Consider the following 20,037-nt stretch of genomic DNA (forward strand, 5'->3'; position numbering starts at 1 on the left):
CATATGCCCGTTCGGCTGAAGAAACTCATCGGTACGATCCTGCTTGTCGCGCTGGTCGTCATTTATGCGCTGGTGGCCACCATCGTCGCCGTGGCGCAACTGTCCGAGTCGGGTCCGGTCGTACATCTCCTTTTCTTCCTGGTCAGCGGCCTGCTTTGGATATTGCCGGCAATGGCGATCATCAAATGGATGATTGTGGAGCCGAAACAGAAGGGCTGAAGGCCTCCTGCGAGCCGGTTGCCTATAAGTTGCAAAGGCCCGTCATCCTTTCATTTATCTTTTGGCCCTAGGCTTCCGTTCAATGCCAATGTCCAAAAGAAGCGCTGGCGCGATGGCCCGTGGCTCAATGATGATTGATGCTGCCCCGTCAGTTGCGAGGCTCGACCAATCGAAGACCGACGCCATGAACGCCGCATCGTTTGAAGCGCGCATTACCGCGTCCGTAGAATGCACACCGGATGCAGCCATAAGCGGATATGAAGATTTGTGCCGGACAGCGGCCTTCGCTCCGTCGCAAAGTGCGTTGTGGGTATCCAACTGGATTGCCGAATGCCGGCCGGATTTCCTGATTGCCACCTTGTATTCGGATGATCTGCCGATCCTCGCACTGCCACTGGAAGTCGTATCGGCCGGCCCTTTCCGCATTGCCCAGTTCATGGGCGGACGGCACGCCAATGGAAATTTCCCGGCCGCCGACCTGGAGCGTCTGCCAAGGGATATGACACGGCCGCTGGCGCTGCTGCTGGAAGCGGTTTCCAGACTGCGCCCGGACATCGACGTGATCGCGCTCAATCGCCTGCTGCCGGAACTGGATGGCAGGCCCAACCCGTTCCTGATTTTCCCAAACTCCAGCAGTCCCAACGTTTCTCTTGCGGTCGATCTCGCAGGAGGCTTCGAAGCCTTGCTTGAGCGCCCGAATGGCGTTCGCAAGCAGAAGAAACACCGTTGGCAGGCGCGCAAACTCGAAGCCTCCGGGCCGTGCAGGCGGATCGAAGCGAAGACCCCGGAAGACGTCATTGCACTGCTCGAAGCTTTCTTCGCCATGAAGGACGCGCGTTTCAGGAAAATGGGCATTGCCAATGTTTTCGCTGCCCCTGAGGTTCGAAGCTTTTTCGCAAAACTGTTTGTCGATGCCTTGAGCCAGCCCCAGCCTCCGTTCGTGCTTCATGGCCTGGAAGTCGGTGGGATATTGCGGGCCATCACCGGGTCAAGCCGTTGTGGAACGCGCCTGATCTGCGAATTCGGGTCGATAACAGACGACGAGCTTGCCCATGCCAGCCCCGGCGGCTTCCTGTTCTTTGACAACATTCGCGAAGCCTGCGAGCAAGATTTTGCGATCTATGACTTTTCCGTCGGAGATGAGCCGTACAAGCGAAACTGGTGTGATCTGGAGATCCAGCACAGGGAAGTTCTGCTGTCCCTGACGATGAAGGGCCGCGCCTTCGCCTTTGGCCTGCACCAGAACGCCAGGCTGACCGCCTATATCAAGAACAACCCGGCGATCTGGCACTTGATGAAACGCGTGCGACGCAAGGCAATCGGCCAAAGCCTGCCTGACAGCCGCGACGACGGCTAGGGTGTTCGAAATGGCGAGAGATACATGGAGAAGTCCGTAGGTCGGGCGGATTCGCACCGGCTAAAGTGTCGCAAGCCTTGAAAGGCTTCAGCCTTCCTAGGCACCCACAGTCTCCGGCACCGCGAGTACATCGGCGGAAAAGCGCAATTCGCGCAGAGGCCTGACCGCCCGCGTCGTAGCCTCGTAGAGGGGATGCGCCTTGAAGGCATCCAACGCTGCATCGTCTTCGAACTCGGCGTATACGACGATGTCGATGTCGTTGGCGTAGAGATCGACCTTGCGATTGACGGTAACTTCGAAATGGCGGGAATGCTGAATACGCCCGAGCGCCGTCAAGCCGGATCGCACCGTCTCGACATCGACGGCGGCTTTGACTGTGAAGAACACGATGTGCCGGATCAACTCGGCCTCCTGATGGAAATCTGACCTGCCGGACATGCCATCACAGGCAGTACTGTTGTGGGGCGTTTTGGTTCAGACAAATTGCCGCGTCAATCGGCACGATGTCGCGCCACCTGGCCCGCGAGGTCGCAAAGCAGGTCAGCCAGTAACCATCCGCACGACGTTCTTCACACTGCGGACTGAAAAATCCAAGTATTGGCCATCGTTATAAAGGCCGTCCCAGATGACTAGAAGAGCCAAGCTGACGATGATGATGACGTAGCGCATGACCTTGGTTAGCGCATATCAACGCAGACAGCTATAGCGGTTATGCAACTGTCGGCCAATCCCGCGCAGTACAACGCCTGCGGCAAAAAGCTCAGCGCCGGCAGTCGATAAAATATCGTCAAGCGACACACATTGCGTCACTATACTTTTCAAACACGACGAATAATCGGGCGGAGGACGACTATGGCTGGCAGCGACAATCCGGCACCCATGACGGATTGGGCAGACATCCGCCAATGGCGCAAGGCGGAACGGGAACGCCTGATCGCCGCACGGCTTGCCGTTTCCGCCGATACCCGCGCAGCGATGTCGGCCCGCATTGCGGAGGGCCTGGATCGCGTGATCGGCGACCCTTCAGGGCGCATGGTCAGCCTTTACTGGCCGTTTCGAGGCGAGCCGGACCTACGCCCCTGGATGGAAAGCATCAACGCCCGCGGCGGACGGACAGCGCTGCCGCTCGTGATCGAAAAAGGCCAGCCGCTCGTTTTCAAGGCCTACAAATCCGGTGACCGTCTGGAAAAGGGCGTCTGGAATATCCCGATCCCTGCCGAGGGCGATCCGGTTTATCCCGACATCGTCATCTCGCCGATCGTTGGCGTCGATCCTGGCAACTACCGGCTAGGCTATGGCGGCGGCTTCTTCGACCGAACGCTTGCGGCGATGCCATTCAAGCCGCTCGTCATCGGCATCGGCTACGAATTGCAGCGCATTGCGACCATCTACCCGCAGACGCACGACATTCCGATGGACAAGATCGTGACAGAGGCTTCCGCCGCCTGAATCCTGTTTCGTCAGACGAGTTCCGGCTTCAGGCCAAGAGCCGTGCGGTCGATGATCTCGCGAAGGGCGAAGGACGAATTGATCTTCGTCACATGCGGCATCGCGGACAGCCATTCCTTGTGGATGCGCTCATAGTCGGCAAGGTCCTTTGCGGCGATGCGCAGGACATAATCGTATTCGCCCGACATCAGGTGGCAGGAAAGCACATTGGGACAGCGTTTGATCGCAGCCTCGAAGTCGGACAGGGTCTTCTCGAACTGGCCGGAAAGCGATATGTGCACGATGACCGTTGTCTGGTGACCGAGCGCGGCATTGGAAAGCTGGGCGTGATAGCCCCTGATCGTGCCGGACCGCTCCAGATTGTCCAACCGCCGCGAACAGGCGGACTGAGACAGGCCGACCTTCTCCGCCAACGCCGCGTTGGGCATGCGGCCATCTTTCTGAAGCGTATCGAGAATAGCGATATCGATCCTATCCAGTGCCATTTTTCGTGAATCCTGCGACAAATATGCATTGTTGCGCAAGCAATAACGAAGATTGGACGCCCGAGCAAGCACCTTCGCAAACACATGCGAGGCGATTCATGAAAGACTGCTGATATTGCAGGCGATGACGGAACGGCCTGGAGGAGACAAAAAATGCGCGTCGGATGCCCCAAGGAAATCAAGAATCATGAATATCGTGTCGGACTGACGCCTGGGTCGGTTCGAGAGTACGTTGCCCATGGGCACGAAGTACTGGTCGAGACCGGCGCAGGCGGCGGCATCGGCGCCGACGACAACGCCTATCGCGCCGCCGGCGCGGCAATTGCCGCCACGGCCGCCGATGTGTTCGCCAAGTCCGACATGATCGTCAAGGTCAAGGAACCGCAGCCCAACGAATGGGTGCAGTTGCGCGAAGGCCAGATCCTCTACACCTATCTCCACCTCGCTCCCGATCCGGAGCAGACCAAGGGCCTGATCGGCTCAGGCGTGACCGCCATCGCTTACGAGACAGTCACCGACGACCGTGGCGGCCTGCCGTTGCTTGCGCCGATGTCGGAGGTCGCGGGCCGCCTGTCGATCCAGGCTGGCGCAACCGCGCTACAGAAGGCCAATGGCGGACGCGGTGTGCTGTTGGGCGGCGTGCCCGGCGTTCCGCCCGGCAAGGTCACGGTTCTGGGCGGCGGCGTCGTCGGCCTGCACGCAGCCAGGATGGCTGCCGGGCTCGGTGCCGACGTCACCATCATCGACCGCTCGATCCCGCGCCTGCGTCAGCTCGACGACCTGTTTGGCGGTCGCATCCACACGCGCTATTCGACGGTCGAGGCCCTGGAGGAGGAATGCTTCTCCGCCGACATCATCGTCGGCGCGGTGCTGATCCCCGGCGCTGCGGCCCCCAAGCTCGTCACCCGCGAGATGCTGTCGGGCATGAAGAAAGGTGCGGTTCTGGTGGACGTGGCCATCGACCAGGGCGGTTGCTTCGAAACCTCGCATGCGACCACGCACGCCGACCCCACTTATGAGATCGACGGCGTCATTCATTATTGCGTGGCCAACATGCCGGGTGCGGTGCCGGTGACATCGGCGCATGCGCTCAACAATGCGACATTGCACTATGGCCTGCAGCTTGCCGACAAGGGCTTGAAGGCGCTGGTGGACGATCAGCATCTGCGCAACGGATTGAACATTCACAAAGGCAGGATCACCAACAGGGCAGTGGCCGAAGCGCTCGGTTACGAGATGTCCGAGCCGAAATCAGTATTGGCCGCCTGAAGCGAAAAACACTAAAATGATGCCCGCGAGACGTTCTCGCGGGCATTTTTGCGCGTGAAAGAGCGGTTTTGACGCTTTGATCTACACCATTCGGCTGAATCCGGCTGATCGATTTGATTAGAATAGTTGCATATGGGTTACACCCAAAACGTCTGGCTTATGGTACTTACAACCTATAGGTTTGACTTTGGGGACTTGAAATGCTGCGGGGATCTCGCTCGAAAACTCTTCTTCTTTGCACATCAGCTTTGCTGGTTTGGGGTGGGGCTGCTTACGCCGCCGACCCTCAGCTTCCAGCCGAAGCGCCATCCGGCTTCAACTGGGGCGGTGCATATGTAGGCGCAGGCGTTGGGGTTGGCGCTGTTGTGCATCGCTTTGAAATTACCGACGGCGTCGACTCGGCAAGCTTCAATGGGCTCGGCGGTGAAGGCGTGTTTGGCGAGGTAACCGCCGGCTACGACTACATGGTCTCGGAGCGCGTTCTGCTGGGCGGCTTCATCGACGCACACTTCGGCAATATCGGTCCAGCGATCGAAGCCAGCACCGGTGGCGTCACGGTAGCTGATATCGAACTTACTAACAGCTACGGTTTCGACGTCGGCGCGAGACTGGGCTACCTCGTCGCTCCTTCCACCCTCGCCTACGTGCTGGGCGGCTACGGCTGGCAGCACTTCGAGCTCGATGGCAGTATTCCCGGCGGGCCGGCGATATCGGCAAGTGAGGACCGCAGCGGATACATCCTGGGCGTCGGCATGGAAACGGCCGTTTCCGGCAACTGGACCCTGAAGACCGAGTATCGCTACTCTGACTACGGCAACGACACGATCGCCGACCTCGGCGGGACGCTGCTCAACATCCAGCCATCGACACACACGTTCCACGTCGGCGCAAACTACCGCTTCGGCGCGCAAAATGGCGGGGGCGCCTCGTTTGCGGCGGCGTCCTATGACTGGACAGGCTTCTATGCAGGCGGCGCGCTGGGCGCCGGCTCGGTGGTGCACGACCTGTCCATCAATCCCGGCGGCGGGATCATCGACGTGAACGGTCTCGGCGGCGAAGGCGTATTCGGAGAGGCCAACGTGGGCTACGACCACGATTTCGGAACCTGGGTCGCGGGCGTCATGCTCGACGCGCGCTACTCCGGCATTTCAACCGATATCGACGCCGCGGCTCTTGGTTTCGATGCGAAGCTGGAAGCCGACTACGGCTTCGACGTGCTGGCTCGCGCCGGCATGAAGGTCAATGAATCGACCCTGGCCTATGTTCTCGGCGGCTACAGCTGGCAGCATTTCGATCTCAACGCGGCCGCAGGCGGCGCACCGTCGACCTCGCTGATCGATTGGGACTCAAGCGGCTTCTCGCTTGGCGGCGGACTTGAAACGGCGGTGACCGACAACGTGACCGTCGGACTGGAATATCGCTACACACAGTTTGCCGACAAGGATTTCTCGGCTCAACTCGGCGCACCTCCCGGCACCGTGGAAGTGGAACCATCGTTCCACACTGCCCGTTTTGGTCTCAAATACAAGTTCAACTGAGACCTGGCGGACAAGCATTTGAGGGCTCGCAATCGCGAGCCCTTCTTTTTTACTCCTGCGCAGAATCAGAAACTGAAGCCATGACACGCGCGGGCGCGCGCACGCGTCAGGCGGCTCGATCGGTTTCAGGCTGCGCCGGGAGAGGGCACCAACGTGATCGCGCGTTAGACGCCGAGGGACTTGAGCTTGCGGTGCAGCGCCGAGCGCTCCATGCCGATGAACTCGGCGGTTCGCGAGATATTGCCGCCGAACCGGTTGATCTGGGCGATCAGATAATCCTTCTCGAACTGCTCGCGCGCTTCGCGCAGCGGCAGCGCCATGATGTGCTGGTCCGACTGGTTGGGCGTACGCGGCATGACATCGCCGATCTCGGACGGCAGCAAATCCGCCGTGATTGGCGATTCGACGTCATCGCCGCGCGCAAGGATCATCAGGCGTTCGACATTGTTGCGTAGCTGGCGAACGTTTCCCGGCCAGTTGTGCGCCTGCAGAACCGCCATTGCGTCGTCGCCGATGCGCCGCGATTTCATGCCCGCCTGGCGGGCAATCTGCTTCATGAAATGATCGACCAGATAGGGGATGTCCTCGCGCCGCTCGGCGAGACCCGGAACATTCACCGGCACCACTGCGAGGCGATGGTAAAGGTCTTCACGGAAACGACCATCCGCAATCATCGCCTCAAGGTTCTGGGAGGTCGAAGTGATGATGCGCACATCGACCTTGACCCGCTTGGTGCCGCCTACCCGCTCGAACTGCTGCTCGACCAGAACCCGAAGGATCTTGTTCTGCGTCTCCCGCGGCATGTCGGCAACTTCATCGATGTAGAGAATGCCCCGATGCGCCTCTTCGAGCGCGCCGACCTTGCGTTCGGTGCCGTTCGATTCGGTGCCGAACAGTTCGATTTCCATGCGCTCGGGCGTAATCGTCGCCGCGCTCAACGTCACGAACGGACCGCTCTTGCGGGCAGACAGGGCATGTATGGCACGCGCGGCCAACTCTTTGCCGGAACCGGACGGGCCGATGATCATGACGCGGCTGTTGGTCGGCGCGATGCGCTCGATCGTCTGGCGTAGCTGGCTCATGGCCGACGACATGCCGATGAGATCGAACGTCTCGCCGCTGCGCTGCTTGAGGTCCGAAACCTCGCGCTTGAGCTTCGATGTCTCGATAGCGCGTTCGGCGACGAGGATGAGGCGGTCGGCCTTGAACGGCTTTTCAATAAAATCGTAGGCGCCTCGGCGGATGGCCGAGACGGCGGTCTCGATGTTGCCGTGGCCGGAGATCATTACCACCGGCAGATTGGGGTGCATCGTCTTGATCTCGTCCAACAGGGCGAGGCCGTCCAGACGGGAGCCTTGCAACCAGATGTCGAGAAAGATCAGGCGCGGCGCGCGGTCGGCGATGGACGCAAGCGCGCTATCGGCGTCGTGCGCGGTACGCGTCTCGTGGCCTTCGTCGCTTAGGATGCCTGCGACCAGTTCCCGGATGTCTTCTTCGTCATCAACGATGAGAATGTCAGACGCCATTGTCGACCTTTTCAGTTTCTTTTGAGGATGGTGCGCTGCTTTCGTTCGGTGTTGCCGTCGAAGCCGGCAAAATCATGCTGATCATGGCCCCGCGTCCGCCATAAAACTCGGCCGGCGCATCATGAAGTTCCAGATGACCGCCATGGTCTTCCACGATCTTCTTGACGATAGCGAGGCCAAGGCCGGTACCTTTGTCACGCGTGGTCATATAGGGCTCGAGAAGACGCTGGCGATGCTCGCGCGGCAAACCTTTGCCATTGTCGATCACGTCGACCCTGATCGAATCGCCCTGCCGCTCAGCTCGAATGCGGATGGCATTGGCTGTCCCGCCGCTGCGCTCGATGCCTTCCATCGCTTCCGAAGCGTTCTTGATGACGTTGCCGAATGCCTGCGCGATCAGGCGGCTATCGAAGGTGCCCTTGAGCGGCTTATCGCCAAACGAGCGCTCGAAAGTGATGTCGGGCCGGCTCACCTCGACGAGGAAGGAGGCCTCGCGCAGCGGTTCACGCAAGTCGAGCTCCTTCATGTCCGGCTTCGGCATGCGGGCGAAGGACGAGAACTCGTCGACCATGCGGCCGATATCGCCAACCTGCCGGATAATCGTATCGGTACATTGATCGAAGACCTCGCGATCCTCGGTGATCACCTTGCCGTAGCGGCGCTTGATACGCTCGGCAGACAACTGGATCGGGGTCAGCGGATTCTTGATTTCGTGCGCGATGCGCCGCGCCACGTCAGCCCAGGCCGAAGTGCGCTGGGCTTGAACGAGATCGGTGATGTCATCGACCGTAACGACATAGGATTTGGCGGCGGTGTCGTTGTCCTCCTTCTCCATCGTCACCTGTATATTGTAGGTTCGCTCGCTGCCAAGCCGGGAGAAGGCCACCTGCTCACGATAGGCGGACTTGTCCGACATGCGCCCGATTTCGAACGCGCGCCCGACCAAGGGCAGAAGCACTGAGAGGTTCTGCCCAATGGCCGTTTCGGCCGGAATGCCCAGCATGGTTTCAGCCGATCGATTGACAATCGTAACAATGCCTTCGGCGTCAACGCCGATAACCCCCGCCGTCACGCCCTCAAGCACGGCTTCAGAGAAGCGGCGGCGCTCATCGATCAGATCCTTGGCGGACAACAGCTCGTTGCGCTGCGACTTGAGCTCAAGAAGCATGTTGTTGAACGTATCGCCGAGCGAAGCGACGTCGCCGTCGGACGGGCGCACGGGAACAGACACGTCGAGATTACCCGTCGCCACCTCATCTGCTGCGCCGATCAGCTGACGGATCGGGCGAACCAGCCGGTCCGCGACGGCAATGCCCGTCCAGATCGCGGACAGGATGATGATGAGCGTCAAAGACAGATATGGCAGCGCGAACGCAAGCTGCGAAGGACGGCGATTGGCTTCCAGGCCACGGTACTCGTCTGTGTTTGCACGGACGATCTGCCGAGCCTTGATGACTTCGGGATCGACCAGCTTGATGGTGTAGAGATAGAGCCCCTCGATCTCCCTTAGCTTGACGATAGCGCCCATGATGTTGCGCGTGCGCGGCTCAATCAAAACAGGCTTGCCATCGGTCGCCGTTTCGACAGCGCCGCTCGGAGGCTCCGGCATTGCGAAATCAGCCTGGGTTACGGCGCTCATGACAAAGGAGCCATCGGGCTTGACCAGCGCGGCGTGCGCCAATCCACGTCCGACGGTTTCCTTGTTCATCAGATCGAGAAAACCCGTGCGATCCAGACCATAGAGCGTGCGGGCATTGTCGAGGTCATAGGCCATCGACAGAGTGGTGCCCTGAAGATTGCGGGCATTTTCCTGCACATAGGCGTCGGCAATCGACAGCGACGAGTTGATGATTGTCTTGGTACGGATTTCGAACCAGCGGTCGAGGCCGATGTTGAGCGTGACCGAGGCAACGATCGCCACCATGATGGCCGGTATCGCAGCGACCAGCACGAACATCGCCACAATGCGCACATGCAACCGGGACGCTGCTTTTCCGATGCGCCGCGCCATGACAATGCGATGCACTTCGCGAACGATCAGCACGACCAGGGCCAGGATGAAGGCAGCGTTCAGGCCGATCAAGACAAGCGTCGTAGTGGAATCCGGCGCAATCGGTGTGATGCCGACAAGAATTGCGAACGACACGGCAGCAGCAAGCACCGCGCCCAATATGGCGAGGATGCCGGGCAAGGCCAGCAATCGCCGGGCTTCCTGGAAGCCGCTTTTGCGAAAGCGTAGCCCGCTCAATGTGGGTACCTGAGTTGCCATTTCGCCGACTGAAACCATGGATTGAGTCACATGTATGCAACGCATTGTGGCGATTATGCAACAAAGACTCGCCCGGAATGTGGTTTTCAACGGCTTTTCATATGCCGTTGCGTCAGGCGTTCATGGAGAGCCGGCGAAGCAGATTCGGACCAGCCAGAAACCGCCTTCAGCGCGCGGACTTGTAGACGTTGATCCCCAGGTCGCGGATTTTCTTGCGCAGCGTGTTGCGGTTGAGGCCAAGCAAATCCGCTGCCTTGATCTGGTTGCCACGCGTTGCCGTCATCGCGGCCAGCACCAAAGGATACTCCACTTCCTCCAGAATCCTTTGATAAAGGCCGGGTGGCGGCAGTTCGCCGCCGAACGAAGCGAAATGACGCTGCAGATAGTGCTCCATCGCCTGACCGATAGAGAGAGTTTCGGGAATGAACGTTGCGGCGGCCGTATCGCCGGGCGCTTCTCCAACGCTGAGCTCGGCCTCGATGATTTCGGCTGAAATCTCGTCTTGCGTGTAGAGGGCGGCGAGCCGGCGGATCAGGTTTTCAAGCTCGCGCACGTTGCCCGGCCAGGCATAGCGCTTCATCAACTCGATGCCGGCGGGCGAAATCTGCTTCGCCTGCAAACCCTGGCTTGAACCGGCCTTGAAGAAATGCCGCACAAGATCGGGAATGTCCTCCGAGCGCTCGCGCAAGGGAGGAAGCCGCAGCGGCACGACGTTTAACCGGTAAAACAAGTCCTCGCGGAAAAGCCCCTGATTGATCAGGGCGCGCAGGTCCTTGTTGGTCGCCGCGACGATGCGCACATCGGTCTTGATGGGCGTGCGGCCGCCGACAGTGGTGTATTCGCCTTGCTGGAGCACGCGCAGCAGGCGGGTTTGCGCCTCCATCGGCATGTCGCCGATCTCGTCAAGGAAAAGCGTGCCGCCCTCAGCCTGCTCGAAGCGCCCGGTGGAGCGGTTCTGCGCGCCCGTGAACGCGCCCTTCTCATGGCCGAAGAGCTCGGATTCAATCAGGTCGCGCGGAATGGCAGCCATGTTGATAGCGACAAAAGGGCCGCCACGCCGACGGCCATATTCATGCAGCGCGCGTGCCACCAACTCCTTGCCGGTGCCGGATTCGCCACTGATCATGACGGTCAGGTCCGTCTGCATCATCCGGGCCAGCATGCGGTAGATGTCCTGCATCGCACCGGACCGGCCGACCAGCGGCATGTTTTCGGGCTGTTCATCCAGCCGAAGCTCGATCTTCGGGCGGCGCGGTTCCGACAGCGCACGGTTGACGATGGCGAGCAGTTCGGTGAGGTCGAAGGGCTTCGGCAGATATTCATATGCACCCGCCTCGGAAGCGCGGATTGCGGTCATGAACGTATTCTGCGCGCTCATCACGACAACCGGCAATTCGGGCCGCGCCTTCTTGATGCGCGGCAGCATGTCGAAGGCGTTTTCGTCCGGCATGACGACATCGGTGATGACCAGGTCGCCCTCGCCGGCGGCGATCCAGCGCCACAGGGTCGCCGCGTTCGAGGTTACGCGCACCTCATGCCCAACGCGCGACAGCGCCTGATTGAGAACGGTGCGGATGGCAGCATCGTCATCGGCTACGAGAATATGGCCTGGCGTGGTCATGGGCGGTTACCCTCGCTATCGGCACCGGGATCGGTCGGTAGTTCCTTCCAGGCTGGCATCAGCACGCGGAACGTGGTTCCACGCGGCGTGGTTTCGCACTCGACAATGCCGCCATGCTCGCCAACGATTTTTGCCACCAGCGCGAGGCCAAGGCCGGAACCGTTCGGCTTGGTCGTTATGAATGGATCGAACAGGATCGGCAAAATGTCTTCCGAAACGCCCGGCCCGTTGTCGTGGACGCAGAATTCCAACGGCAGCGACACGCGCTCCTGCGTACCGGGAACGGACATGCGGATGCCGGGCCGGAACGCCGTCGAAAGAACGATTTCGCCCAACGGATCGCTGCCGACTGCCTCTGCCGCGTTCTTGACGAGGTTCAGGAACACCTGGATCAACTGGTCGCGGTTTGCATAGACCGGAGGCAATGATGGATCATAGTCCTCGAATATCTTGATCTTGTTAGCGAATCCATTTCTCGCGATCGCCTTGACGTGATCCAGGACCACATGAATGTTGACCGGGTAGCGGTCGATGGGACGCTCGTCGGAAAAGACTTCCATGCGATCGACCAGCGCCACGATACGGTCTGTCTCGTCGGTGATGAGGCGCGTCAGCGCGCGGTCTTCGTCGGAGGCGGACTGTTCGAGCAACTGGGCGGCGCCGCGAATGCCGGACAGCGGGTTCTTGATCTCATGCGCCAGCATCGCCGCCAGACCGGTGACGGATCGGGCAGCGCCACGATGCGTCATCTGACGGTCGATCTTGTCGGCCATCGAGCGTTCCTGGAACATCACCACCACGGAGCCGGGAAATTCCGGCACGGGGGCGACGTAGAGGTCGACCATTTTTTCAATGCCGAGGCGCGGCGATGAGACATCGACCCGGTATTCGTTGACCGGCGCACGGCGCTCGCGAACCTGATCGACAAGGGTGAGCAGCGGGCTGCCGAACGGGATCAGCTTCGACAAGGTGTTGCGGGCAAGCATGGCAGCGCTCGAGCGGAAGAAGTCTTCCGCATCGGCGTTGGCAAACGAGATGAAGCCATCCGGATCGACCATGATGACCGGCCGCCTGATCGTGTTGAGCAACACCTGCGCTGCATCCGCAACACCTGAATTTTGAGCCTGCGCGATGGTCATGCGGCGATTTCCAGAGATGCGGCACCAGACGACAGGGCGTCGCGCAGCAGGGAAATGACGGCGCTCGGTTCGCCACAGGTGAGGATCGCCTTGCGCCGCTCCGGCGAAATCGCAGGGGCGTGGCGGTCGAGGTACCAGCCCAGATGCTTGCGTGCCTGCCTCAACCCGCTTTCCTCGCCATAGAGAGCGAGCATGTCCTCATAGTGTGAAACGATATAGCCGATGAGGTCTGCAACCTGTTCGGGCCGGGCCGGCGTTTCTGTTCCCGAAGCCGCTGCCGCGATGCCGCCTGCCGTCCAAGGCGCGCCGTAATGCGCGCGCCCGACCATCACGGCATCGGCTCCCGACTGCTCCAGGATGCCGGCAGCATCCTCGGCAGAGGTGACATCGCCATTGGCGACGACGGGGATGGAGACAGCAGCCTTGATGCGGGCAATGGCCCGCCAGTCCGCCTTGCCGTTGTAGAACTGGCAGCGCGTGCGGCCATGCACAGTCACCATCTTCACGCCGGCCTGTTCGGCGCGGCGGGCAAGCATGGGGGCATTGAGCGCATTTTCATCCCAGCCGAGACGCATCTTTACGGTGACCGGCACATTGACCGCACCGATGACCGCGTCGATCAGCGAAAGCGCATGATCGAGATCGAGCATCAGGGCCGACCCGGCATAACCGCCCGTCACCTTCTTGGCCGGGCAACCCATGTTGATGTCGATGATGTCGGCGCCCTCGCCCACGGCGATGCGCGCGGCTTCGGCCATGTGGGCCGATTCCCGGCCTGCAAGCTGGACCATGTGGACAGGCAGGCCGGAATGGCGGATGCGGACGTTGAAGCCGGCCCTGCCCTTGGCCAATTCGCCGCTCGCGACCATTTCGGACACGACCAGTCCTGCGCCATGCTGGTAGGCGCGCTTGCGGAACGGTTCGTCGGTAATGCCGGACATCGGCGCCAGAAACACGCGATTGCGTATTTCGACGCCGCCTATCTCAAGCGGTTTGGCCAGAACGGTCACATCACTCATGCACAAAAACAAAGCAGATTTCCTTGTTGCATAATTACTAGACAAATTGTGAAAGGCGCGCAACGCGCCATGTCGCCACATTGAGGCTAATTTTGGAAAATGCTGGTCTTCTAGGTATCTCCCGACTAGGACCAATCGACATTCAGGGTTTGAGGCGTGGTATGAGCAAAAATCGCTCAGTTCGAGGAGCGGAGCCGAAGGCGGTGTGGGCCACCGTCGAGGATTCGCGACGCGGAAATAGGCGATTTTGGCCATATCCCAGCAAAACGCGGCGTATTTCGGCCCTGAATGCGTCGAAAGGGCTCAACGGTGGTCGGCACCGCCTTGCGCTTTTCTCCTTTTCAAGACCGAAATCCGGCTCGCGCCACGCCCGAAACCTGAATGTCGATTGGTCCTAGCACCAGCCATGGCAGACCCGACCAACATTTCCCCAGCAGGACGTGCGAACCGGATCGCGGCGGTCATCGTTGCCGCCGGGCGGGGCGAGCGTGCGGGGCAAGCCGACGGACCCAAGCAATATCGCATCATCGGCGGTCGCGCAGTTATTGCGCGCACGCTGGAAACATTCCTGTCGCACCCGATGGTCGATACGGTGGTCGTTGCGATCCATGCCGACGACAAGGAACTTTTCGAGCATGCCGCCGGAGAGAACTGCGAACGGGTGATCACCGTCATCGGTGGCCCGACCCGGCAGGAATCGGTGCGGCTCGGACTTCTGGCGCTGCGTGACCATGCACCCGCCAAAGTGCTTATCCACGACGCGGTAAGGCCCTTTGCAGATGGCGAACTGCTCAGCCGGACCATCGAGACGATCGGAGATAGCCAGGGCGCGCTGCCGACGCTGCCGGTGGCCGATACGCTGAAGCGCGAGGCGTTCGGTGGAATGGTGGGCGAAACCGTGCCGCGTGCGGGCTTGCACGGTGCGCAGACACCGCAGGGCTTCCCCTTCAATCCGATTCTCGAAGCGCACGAGAAGGCGCACCTGATCGGCCGCCACGATTTTACGGATGACGCGGCAATCGCCGAATGGGCGCAAATTCCAGTCAAGCTGGTGCCCGGCTCGCCGGACAATGTGAAACTTACCTGGGCAAGGGATATTGCGATGGCTGACCAGAGGCTGAAGACATTGGCTCCGAGCTTTCCCGATGTGCGCACAGGCAACGGCTACGACGTGCATTCGTTCGAGGCGGGAGACCGCGTCACGCTTTGCGGCGTCGCCATCCCGCATTCGAAGAAGCTCTCCGGTCATTCCGACGCCGATGTGGGCCTGCATGCCCTGACCGATGCGTTGCTGGCAACTTGCGGCGCGGGCGATATCGGCACGCACTTCCCGCCTTCCGAACCGCAATGGAAAGGTGCCGCGTCCCGGATATTCGTCGAGCACGCCGTCAAGCTGGTGCGGGAACGCGGCGGGCGCATCGCCAATGCCGACGTGACACTCATATGCGAAGCGCCGAAAATCGGGCCGCACCGCGAGGCGATGGTCACCGCCCTGTCCGACATGCTCGGCATTGCAGGCGAGCGGATTTCGATCAAGGCAACGACGAACGAGAAACTCGGCTTCGTCGGTCGCGAGGAAGGCATCGCGGCAATCGCGACAGCGAGTGTGATCTATCCCGGAGAGGTGCCGGAATGACCGAAGCCGGCACGGGTGAAATAAAGCAGGCTGACATCGGCGATCTGGCCGACCGCTTTCTCAAGGCTTGCCACAGGCACGGCATCCTCGCGGCAACGGCCGAAAGCTGCACCGGCGGCCTTGTCATCGCGGCGATGACCGACATTCCGGGGTCTTCGTCAATGGTGGACCGTGGTTTCGTTACCTATTCCAACGAAGCCAAGATGGACATGCTGGGCGTTTCGAAAGCAACCCTGGAAGCGCATGGCGCGGTATCATCCGAAGCCGCGCGCGAAATGGCCAAGGGCGCTTTGGAGCGATCAAAAGCCGGCATCGCACTCGCCGTCACCGGTATCGCCGGCCCGGATGGCGGCAGCGCCGAAAAGCCGGTCGGGCTGGTGTGGTTCGGCCTGGCGCTCACCGGCAAGCCGGTGATGGCGGAAAAGCGCATTTTTGAAAATCGCGGTCGCGACTTCATCCGCCGCGAGACGGTGCGCCATGCACTGACGATGGGTCTCGACGCTCTGGCGAAATAATACGAGTCAGGCCACGTCCGGCGCAGGCTTTTCCGATACGCCCGTGCCGTAGATGACGTCGGCGCGCTTTTCAAAAGCTTCCGAGAACATGCGGAAAGCCCGGTCGAACATCGTGCCCATGACAGCGCCGAGCAACCGGCTCTTGAATTCGTAGTCTATGAAGAAGCGCACGAAACATCCGTCGCTCGCCGGCTCGAAACCCCATACATTGCTGAGATATTTGAATGGCCCGTCGATGTATTTGACGTCGATGACCTTCTCGTCGGGCTTCAGCAGCACCTGCGTCGTAAAGCTTTCGCGGATTGCCTTGTAACCGACGCTCATGCTGGCGACGAGCAAGGTGCGACCGTCGCGCTCGCGGCGAGACTGCACCGTCAGCGCCTCGCACAAAGGCAGGAACTCGGGATAGCGTTCGACATCTGCGACCAGCGCAAACATTTCGTCCGGCGAATGGGCGACGCGGCGGGTGGCTTCGAATTGCGGCATGAAACCGGGAAGCTACGCTGACTTGGCCAAGGCTGCCTCGCGCGCGGCCCTCAGCCGCGCAAAATCCTCGCCGGCATGGTGCGAGGAGCGCGTCAGTGGGCTTGATGCAACGAGCAGGAAGCCCTTGGTCTTGCCGATCGTCTCGAAAGACTTGAACTCTTCCGGCGTGACGAAGCGGATCACCGGATGGTGCTTCTTCGACGGCTGCAGGTACTGGCCGATGGTCATGAAGTCGACATTGGCCGACCGCAGGTCATCCATCAATTGCAGCACTTCGTTCCGCTCTTCGCCGAGCCCGACCATGATGCCCGACTTGGTGAAGATCGACGGATCGAGTTCCTTCACCCGCTGCAGCAGGCGAATGGAATGGAAGTAGCGCGCGCCGGGCCGCACGGTCAGATAGTTGGACGGCACGGTTTCCAGATTGTGGTTGAAGACGTCCGGCTTTGCGGCCACGACGACTTCCAACGCCCCATCCTTGCGCAGGAAGTCCGGCGTCAGGATTTCGATGGTTGTGTTGGGCGTCAGTGTGCGGATCGCCTTGATGACATCGGCGAAATGCTGGGCACCACCGTCGGGAAGGTCGTCGCGGTCAACGGAGGTGATGACGACATGGGTGAGGCCCATCGTCTTCACGGCGGTCGCGACGCGTTCCGGTTCGCCGGCATCAAGCGCGGTCGGAATGCCGGTGGCGACATTGCAAAAGGCGCAGGCCCGCGTGCAGATTTCGCCCATGATCATGAAGGTGGCGTGCTTCTTGTCCCAGCACTCGCCAATGTTAGGGCAGCCCGCTTCCTCGCAAACCGTTACCAGCTTGTTCGACTTCACGATCTCCCGTGTTTCGGCATATCCCTTGGATACGGGCGCCTTAACGCGAATCCAGTCGGGCTTGCGCAGCACTTCCTGATCCGGGCGGTGCGCCTTTTCAGGGTGCCTGACGCGAGGCGGGTTGGCGATGTTGTCGAGGACAGTGACCATCTTCAATCCGTTCTATACCGGGCACTTCATAGCGCCCAATGGGTCAGCTTCATCTAAGGCGTTTTGCCGCAAAGAAAAAGGCCGCCTCGCCGTGCCTAGGCATTGAGGGCACGGCCATAGGCGTCGAGCACGCTTTCCTTCATCATTTCCGACAGCGTCGGGTGCGGGAACACCGTGTGCATCAATTCTTCCTCGGTCGTCTCGAGGTTCATCGCCACGACGAAGCCCTGGATCAGCTCGGTAACTTCCGCGCCGACCATATGCGCGCCAAGCAACTGCCCGGTCTTCTTGTCGAAGATCGTCTTGATGAAGCCCTGGTCTTCTCCCAAGGCAATTGCCTTTCCGTTGGCTGCAAACTGGAAGCGGCCGACGCGGATATCCTTGCCTTCGGCCTTGGCCTTGGCTTCAGTCAGGCCAACCGACGCCACCTGCGGATTGCAATAAGTGCAGCCGGGGATCTTGGACTTGTCGAGGCCGTGCACACCCGGAACATTGGCGATCTTCTCGATGCAGATCACGCCTTCATGCTCGGCCTTGTGGGCCAGCATCGGCGGGCCGGCGACATCGCCGATGGCGTAGACGCCCGGCACGTTGGTGCGGCCATAACCGTCAACGACCACGCAGCCGCGATCCGTCTTGATGCCAAGGGTTTCCAGTCCGAGGTTTTCGATATTGCCCTGCACGCCGACGGCGGAAATCATGCGGTCGGCGGTGATCTTCTCGACCTTGCCGTCCTTCATCTCGACATGGGCGGTGACTGAATTGGCGCCCTTCTCGACCTTGGTGACCTTGGCTTCGAGAATGATCTTCATGCCCTGCTTCTCGAACTGCTTCTGTGCGAATTTCGAGACTTCGGCATCCTCGACCGGCATAACGGCCGGCATCAATTCCACAACGGTCACCTCGGCGCCCATGGTACGGTAGAACGAGGCGAACTCGATGCCGATGGCGCCGGAACCCATGACCAGCAGCGACTTCGGCATTTCCTTCGGCACCATCGCCTCGAAATAGGTCCAGATCAGCTTGCCGTCCGGTTCGATGCCCGGCAGCGCGCGTGGCCGCGCGCCGGTAGCAACGATGATGTGCTTGGCGGTGTAGGTGCCCTCGCCCTTGGTGCCCTTGGGCGCTGGATGCTGCGGTTCCATCGGCTTCTTGGACGTCTTGGAAACGACGATTTCGCCGGGCTTGGTGAGCTTGGCCTCACCCCAGATGACATCGACCTTGTTCTTCTTCATCAGGAAGCCGACGCCGCCATTCAGGCGTGCCGACACGCCACGCGAACGCTCGACGACTGCCTTTACGTCCGCGGTTACCTTGCCGTCTATCTTTAGGCCATAAGCGCCGGGATGCTCGGCATAGTGCTTGATCTCCGCCGACCGGAGCAACGCCTTGGTAGGAATGCAGCCCCAGTTGAGGCAGATGCCGCCGAGGTGCTCGCGCTCGACGATAGCCGTCTTGAAGCCGAGCTGGGCAGAGCGCACGGCGGTGACATAGCCGCCCGGGCCGGAACCGATGATGATGACGTCGTAATTCTCAGCCACGGAAATCTCCTAGTTCAAGGTGGCGGGACGGGAGCAGCGGCAGGCGCCGGCTGGCACCAAACCGCTCCATTCCGCGCTTATATTTACACCAGCATGGCCATCGGGTTTTCGATGAGGCGCTTGAAGGCGCCGATGAGTTCGGCTCCGAGTGCGCCGTCCACCGCCCGATGGTCGGTCGAGAGCCCCCAATGGCGTGACCTTCGTCCTGCACAGATGACAGATGCCAGAGGCGGCAACACCACCGCTATCTGTCACACCAGCATGGCCATCGGGTTTTCGATGAGGCGCTTGAAGGCGCCGATGAGTTCGGCTCCGAGTGCGCCGTCCACCGCCCGATGGTCGGTCGAGAGCGTCACTGACATGATGGTGGCTATTTTGATCTCGCCGTTCTTCACCACTGCCCGTTCCTCGCCGGCCCCGACCGCAAGGATCGTCGCATGCGGCGGATTGATCACCGCGGCGAAGTCCTTGATGCCGAACATGCCGAGGTTCGACACAGCCGTCGTGCCGCCCTGGTACTCCTCCGGCTTCAGCTTGCGCGAGCGGGCCCGCGAAGCCAGGTCCTTCATCTCGTTGGAGATCGCAGACAGGCTCTTTTCCTCGGCCCGGCGCACGATCGGCGTGATCAGGCCGCCGGGGATCGAGACAGCCACGCCGACATCGGCGTGCTTGTGCTTGACCATGGCGCTTTCGGTCCATGACGCATTGGCGTCCGGCACTTCCACCAGCGCCAGCGCCATCGCCTTGATGATCATGTCGTTGACGGAGAGCTTGTAGGCCGGGGCCTCGCCCTTTTCGGTCTTCCTGACCGGGGCGGCGTCGTTGAGCTGCTTTCTCAAGGCAAGCAGCGCGTCGAGTTCGCAATCGATGGTGAGATAGAAATGCGGAATGGTCGACTTCGCCTCGACCAGCCTGCGGGCAATCGTCTTGCGCATATTGTCATGCGGAACAAGCTCATAGGAGCCTTGCTCGAACAGCTTGAGCACGGCT

At 60.7% G+C, this 20,037-nt stretch carries 18 protein-coding genes and 1 pseudogene; 7 read left to right on the forward strand and 12 right to left on the reverse strand.

Annotation, left to right across the window (positions count from 1 at the left end; genetic code table 11):
* The first annotated feature begins 3 nt into the window (after positions 1-3).
* Complete coding sequence (locus ASD50_RS14345; RefSeq protein WP_056242522.1) at positions 4-219, forward strand: DUF2842 domain-containing protein; 216 nt, start codon at positions 4-6, stop codon at positions 217-219.
* A gap of 184 nt (positions 220-403) precedes the next feature.
* Positions 404-1,576: a GNAT family N-acetyltransferase gene (locus ASD50_RS14350; RefSeq protein ID WP_244484532.1), complete on the forward strand. Its 1,173-nt coding sequence runs from the start codon at positions 404-406 to the stop codon at positions 1,574-1,576.
* Between the two features lie 96 nt (positions 1,577-1,672).
* On the opposite strand, the gene ASD50_RS14355 is transcribed toward ASD50_RS14350, so the two are convergent.
* A complete protein-coding gene (locus ASD50_RS14355) occupies positions 1,673-1,978 on the reverse strand; it encodes a Dabb family protein (RefSeq protein WP_056242523.1) in 306 nt (101 codons plus the stop codon).
* A gap of 450 nt (positions 1,979-2,428) precedes the next feature.
* Between ASD50_RS14355 and ASD50_RS14360 the strand changes: the two genes are divergently transcribed.
* A complete protein-coding gene (locus tag ASD50_RS14360; RefSeq protein ID WP_056242525.1) occupies positions 2,429-3,025 on the forward strand; it encodes a 5-formyltetrahydrofolate cyclo-ligase in 597 nt (198 codons plus the stop codon).
* A gap of 11 nt (positions 3,026-3,036) precedes the next feature.
* Here the strand turns inward: ASD50_RS14360 and ASD50_RS14365 are convergent, their stop codons facing one another.
* A complete protein-coding gene (locus ASD50_RS14365) occupies positions 3,037-3,510 on the reverse strand; it encodes an Lrp/AsnC family transcriptional regulator (RefSeq protein ID WP_056242530.1) in 474 nt (157 codons plus the stop codon).
* Between the two features lie 153 nt (positions 3,511-3,663).
* Here ASD50_RS14365 and ald point away from each other — a divergent pair, with 153 nt between their 5' ends.
* Both ald and ASD50_RS14375 read left to right on the forward strand, forming a co-directional pair.
* Positions 3,664-4,779 (forward strand): alanine dehydrogenase, encoded by a 1,116-nt coding sequence (gene ald / locus ASD50_RS14370; RefSeq protein WP_056242531.1) that lies wholly within the window; start codon positions 3,664-3,666, stop codon positions 4,777-4,779.
* A gap of 200 nt (positions 4,780-4,979) precedes the next feature.
* Entirely contained in the window at positions 4,980-6,317 is a 1,338-nt protein-coding gene (locus tag ASD50_RS14375) for an outer membrane protein (RefSeq protein ID WP_056242533.1), read from the forward strand.
* 164 nt (positions 6,318-6,481) lie between these two features.
* Here the strand turns inward: ASD50_RS14375 and ASD50_RS14380 are convergent, their stop codons facing one another.
* From ASD50_RS14380 to dusB, 5 genes are all read right to left on the reverse strand, one after another.
* Positions 6,482-7,843: a sigma-54-dependent transcriptional regulator gene (locus ASD50_RS14380; protein ID WP_056242534.1), complete on the reverse strand. Its 1,362-nt coding sequence runs from the start codon at positions 7,841-7,843 to the stop codon at positions 6,482-6,484.
* Positions 7,833-10,157: an ATP-binding protein gene (locus tag ASD50_RS14385; protein WP_413813893.1), complete on the reverse strand. Its 2,325-nt coding sequence runs from the start codon at positions 10,155-10,157 to the stop codon at positions 7,833-7,835. Before ASD50_RS14385 ends, ASD50_RS14380 begins: the two co-directional genes overlap by 11 nt.
* Positions 10,158-10,278: 121 nt before the next feature.
* The gene (gene ntrC, locus ASD50_RS14390) at positions 10,279-11,733 is read right to left on the reverse strand and encodes a nitrogen regulation protein NR(I) (protein WP_056242536.1); all 1,455 of its coding nucleotides are present in this window, start codon (positions 11,731-11,733) and stop codon (positions 10,279-10,281) included.
* Positions 11,730-12,872, reverse strand: a complete 1,143-nt coding sequence (locus ASD50_RS14395) for a two-component system sensor histidine kinase NtrB (protein ID WP_056242538.1) — start codon at positions 12,870-12,872, stop codon at positions 11,730-11,732. Before ASD50_RS14395 ends, ntrC begins: the two co-directional genes overlap by 4 nt.
* On the reverse strand, positions 12,869-13,891 hold the full coding sequence (gene dusB / locus ASD50_RS14400; protein ID WP_056242540.1) for a tRNA dihydrouridine synthase DusB: 1,023 nt from the start codon (positions 13,889-13,891) through the stop codon (positions 12,869-12,871). The genes ASD50_RS14395 and dusB overlap by 4 nt, the downstream gene beginning before the upstream one ends.
* Before the next feature lie 406 nt (positions 13,892-14,297).
* On the opposite strand from dusB, the gene ASD50_RS14405 reads away from it, so the two are divergent.
* Positions 14,298-15,527 carry a bifunctional 2-C-methyl-D-erythritol 4-phosphate cytidylyltransferase/2-C-methyl-D-erythritol 2,4-cyclodiphosphate synthase gene (locus ASD50_RS14405; RefSeq protein WP_056242542.1) on the forward strand — a complete coding sequence of 410 codons (1,230 nt, stop codon included), beginning with the start codon at positions 14,298-14,300 and terminating at the stop codon, positions 15,525-15,527.
* Positions 15,524-16,042 carry a CinA family protein gene (locus ASD50_RS14410; protein WP_056242543.1) on the forward strand — a complete coding sequence of 173 codons (519 nt, stop codon included), beginning with the start codon at positions 15,524-15,526 and terminating at the stop codon, positions 16,040-16,042. Before ASD50_RS14405 ends, ASD50_RS14410 begins: the two co-directional genes overlap by 4 nt.
* Positions 16,043-16,048: 6 nt before the next feature.
* Here the strand turns inward: ASD50_RS14410 and ASD50_RS14415 are convergent, their stop codons facing one another.
* The 5 genes and pseudogenes from ASD50_RS14415 to ASD50_RS14430 all read right to left on the reverse strand — a co-directional run.
* On the reverse strand, positions 16,049-16,528 hold the full coding sequence (locus tag ASD50_RS14415; protein ID WP_056242545.1) for a type II toxin-antitoxin system RatA family toxin: 480 nt from the start codon (positions 16,526-16,528) through the stop codon (positions 16,049-16,051).
* Between the two features lie 12 nt (positions 16,529-16,540).
* Complete coding sequence (gene lipA, locus ASD50_RS14420; protein WP_056242547.1) at positions 16,541-17,506, reverse strand: lipoyl synthase; 966 nt, start codon at positions 17,504-17,506, stop codon at positions 16,541-16,543.
* Positions 17,507-17,601: 95 nt separating this feature from the next.
* On the reverse strand, positions 17,602-19,047 hold the full coding sequence (gene lpdA / locus ASD50_RS14425) for a dihydrolipoyl dehydrogenase (RefSeq protein ID WP_056242549.1): 1,446 nt from the start codon (positions 19,045-19,047) through the stop codon (positions 17,602-17,604).
* A gap of 83 nt (positions 19,048-19,130) precedes the next feature.
* Positions 19,131-19,229: pseudogene (locus ASD50_RS23160) on the reverse strand (2-oxo acid dehydrogenase subunit E2); the annotation flags it as partial.
* Positions 19,230-19,298: 69 nt separating this feature from the next.
* On the reverse strand, positions 19,299-20,037 hold a 739-nt coding region (locus ASD50_RS14430; RefSeq protein ID WP_200952418.1), incomplete at its 5' end, for a 2-oxo acid dehydrogenase subunit E2.

This window comes from Mesorhizobium sp. Root552, assembly GCF_001427285.1.
Lineage (GTDB): Bacteria > Pseudomonadota > Alphaproteobacteria > Rhizobiales > Rhizobiaceae > Mesorhizobium.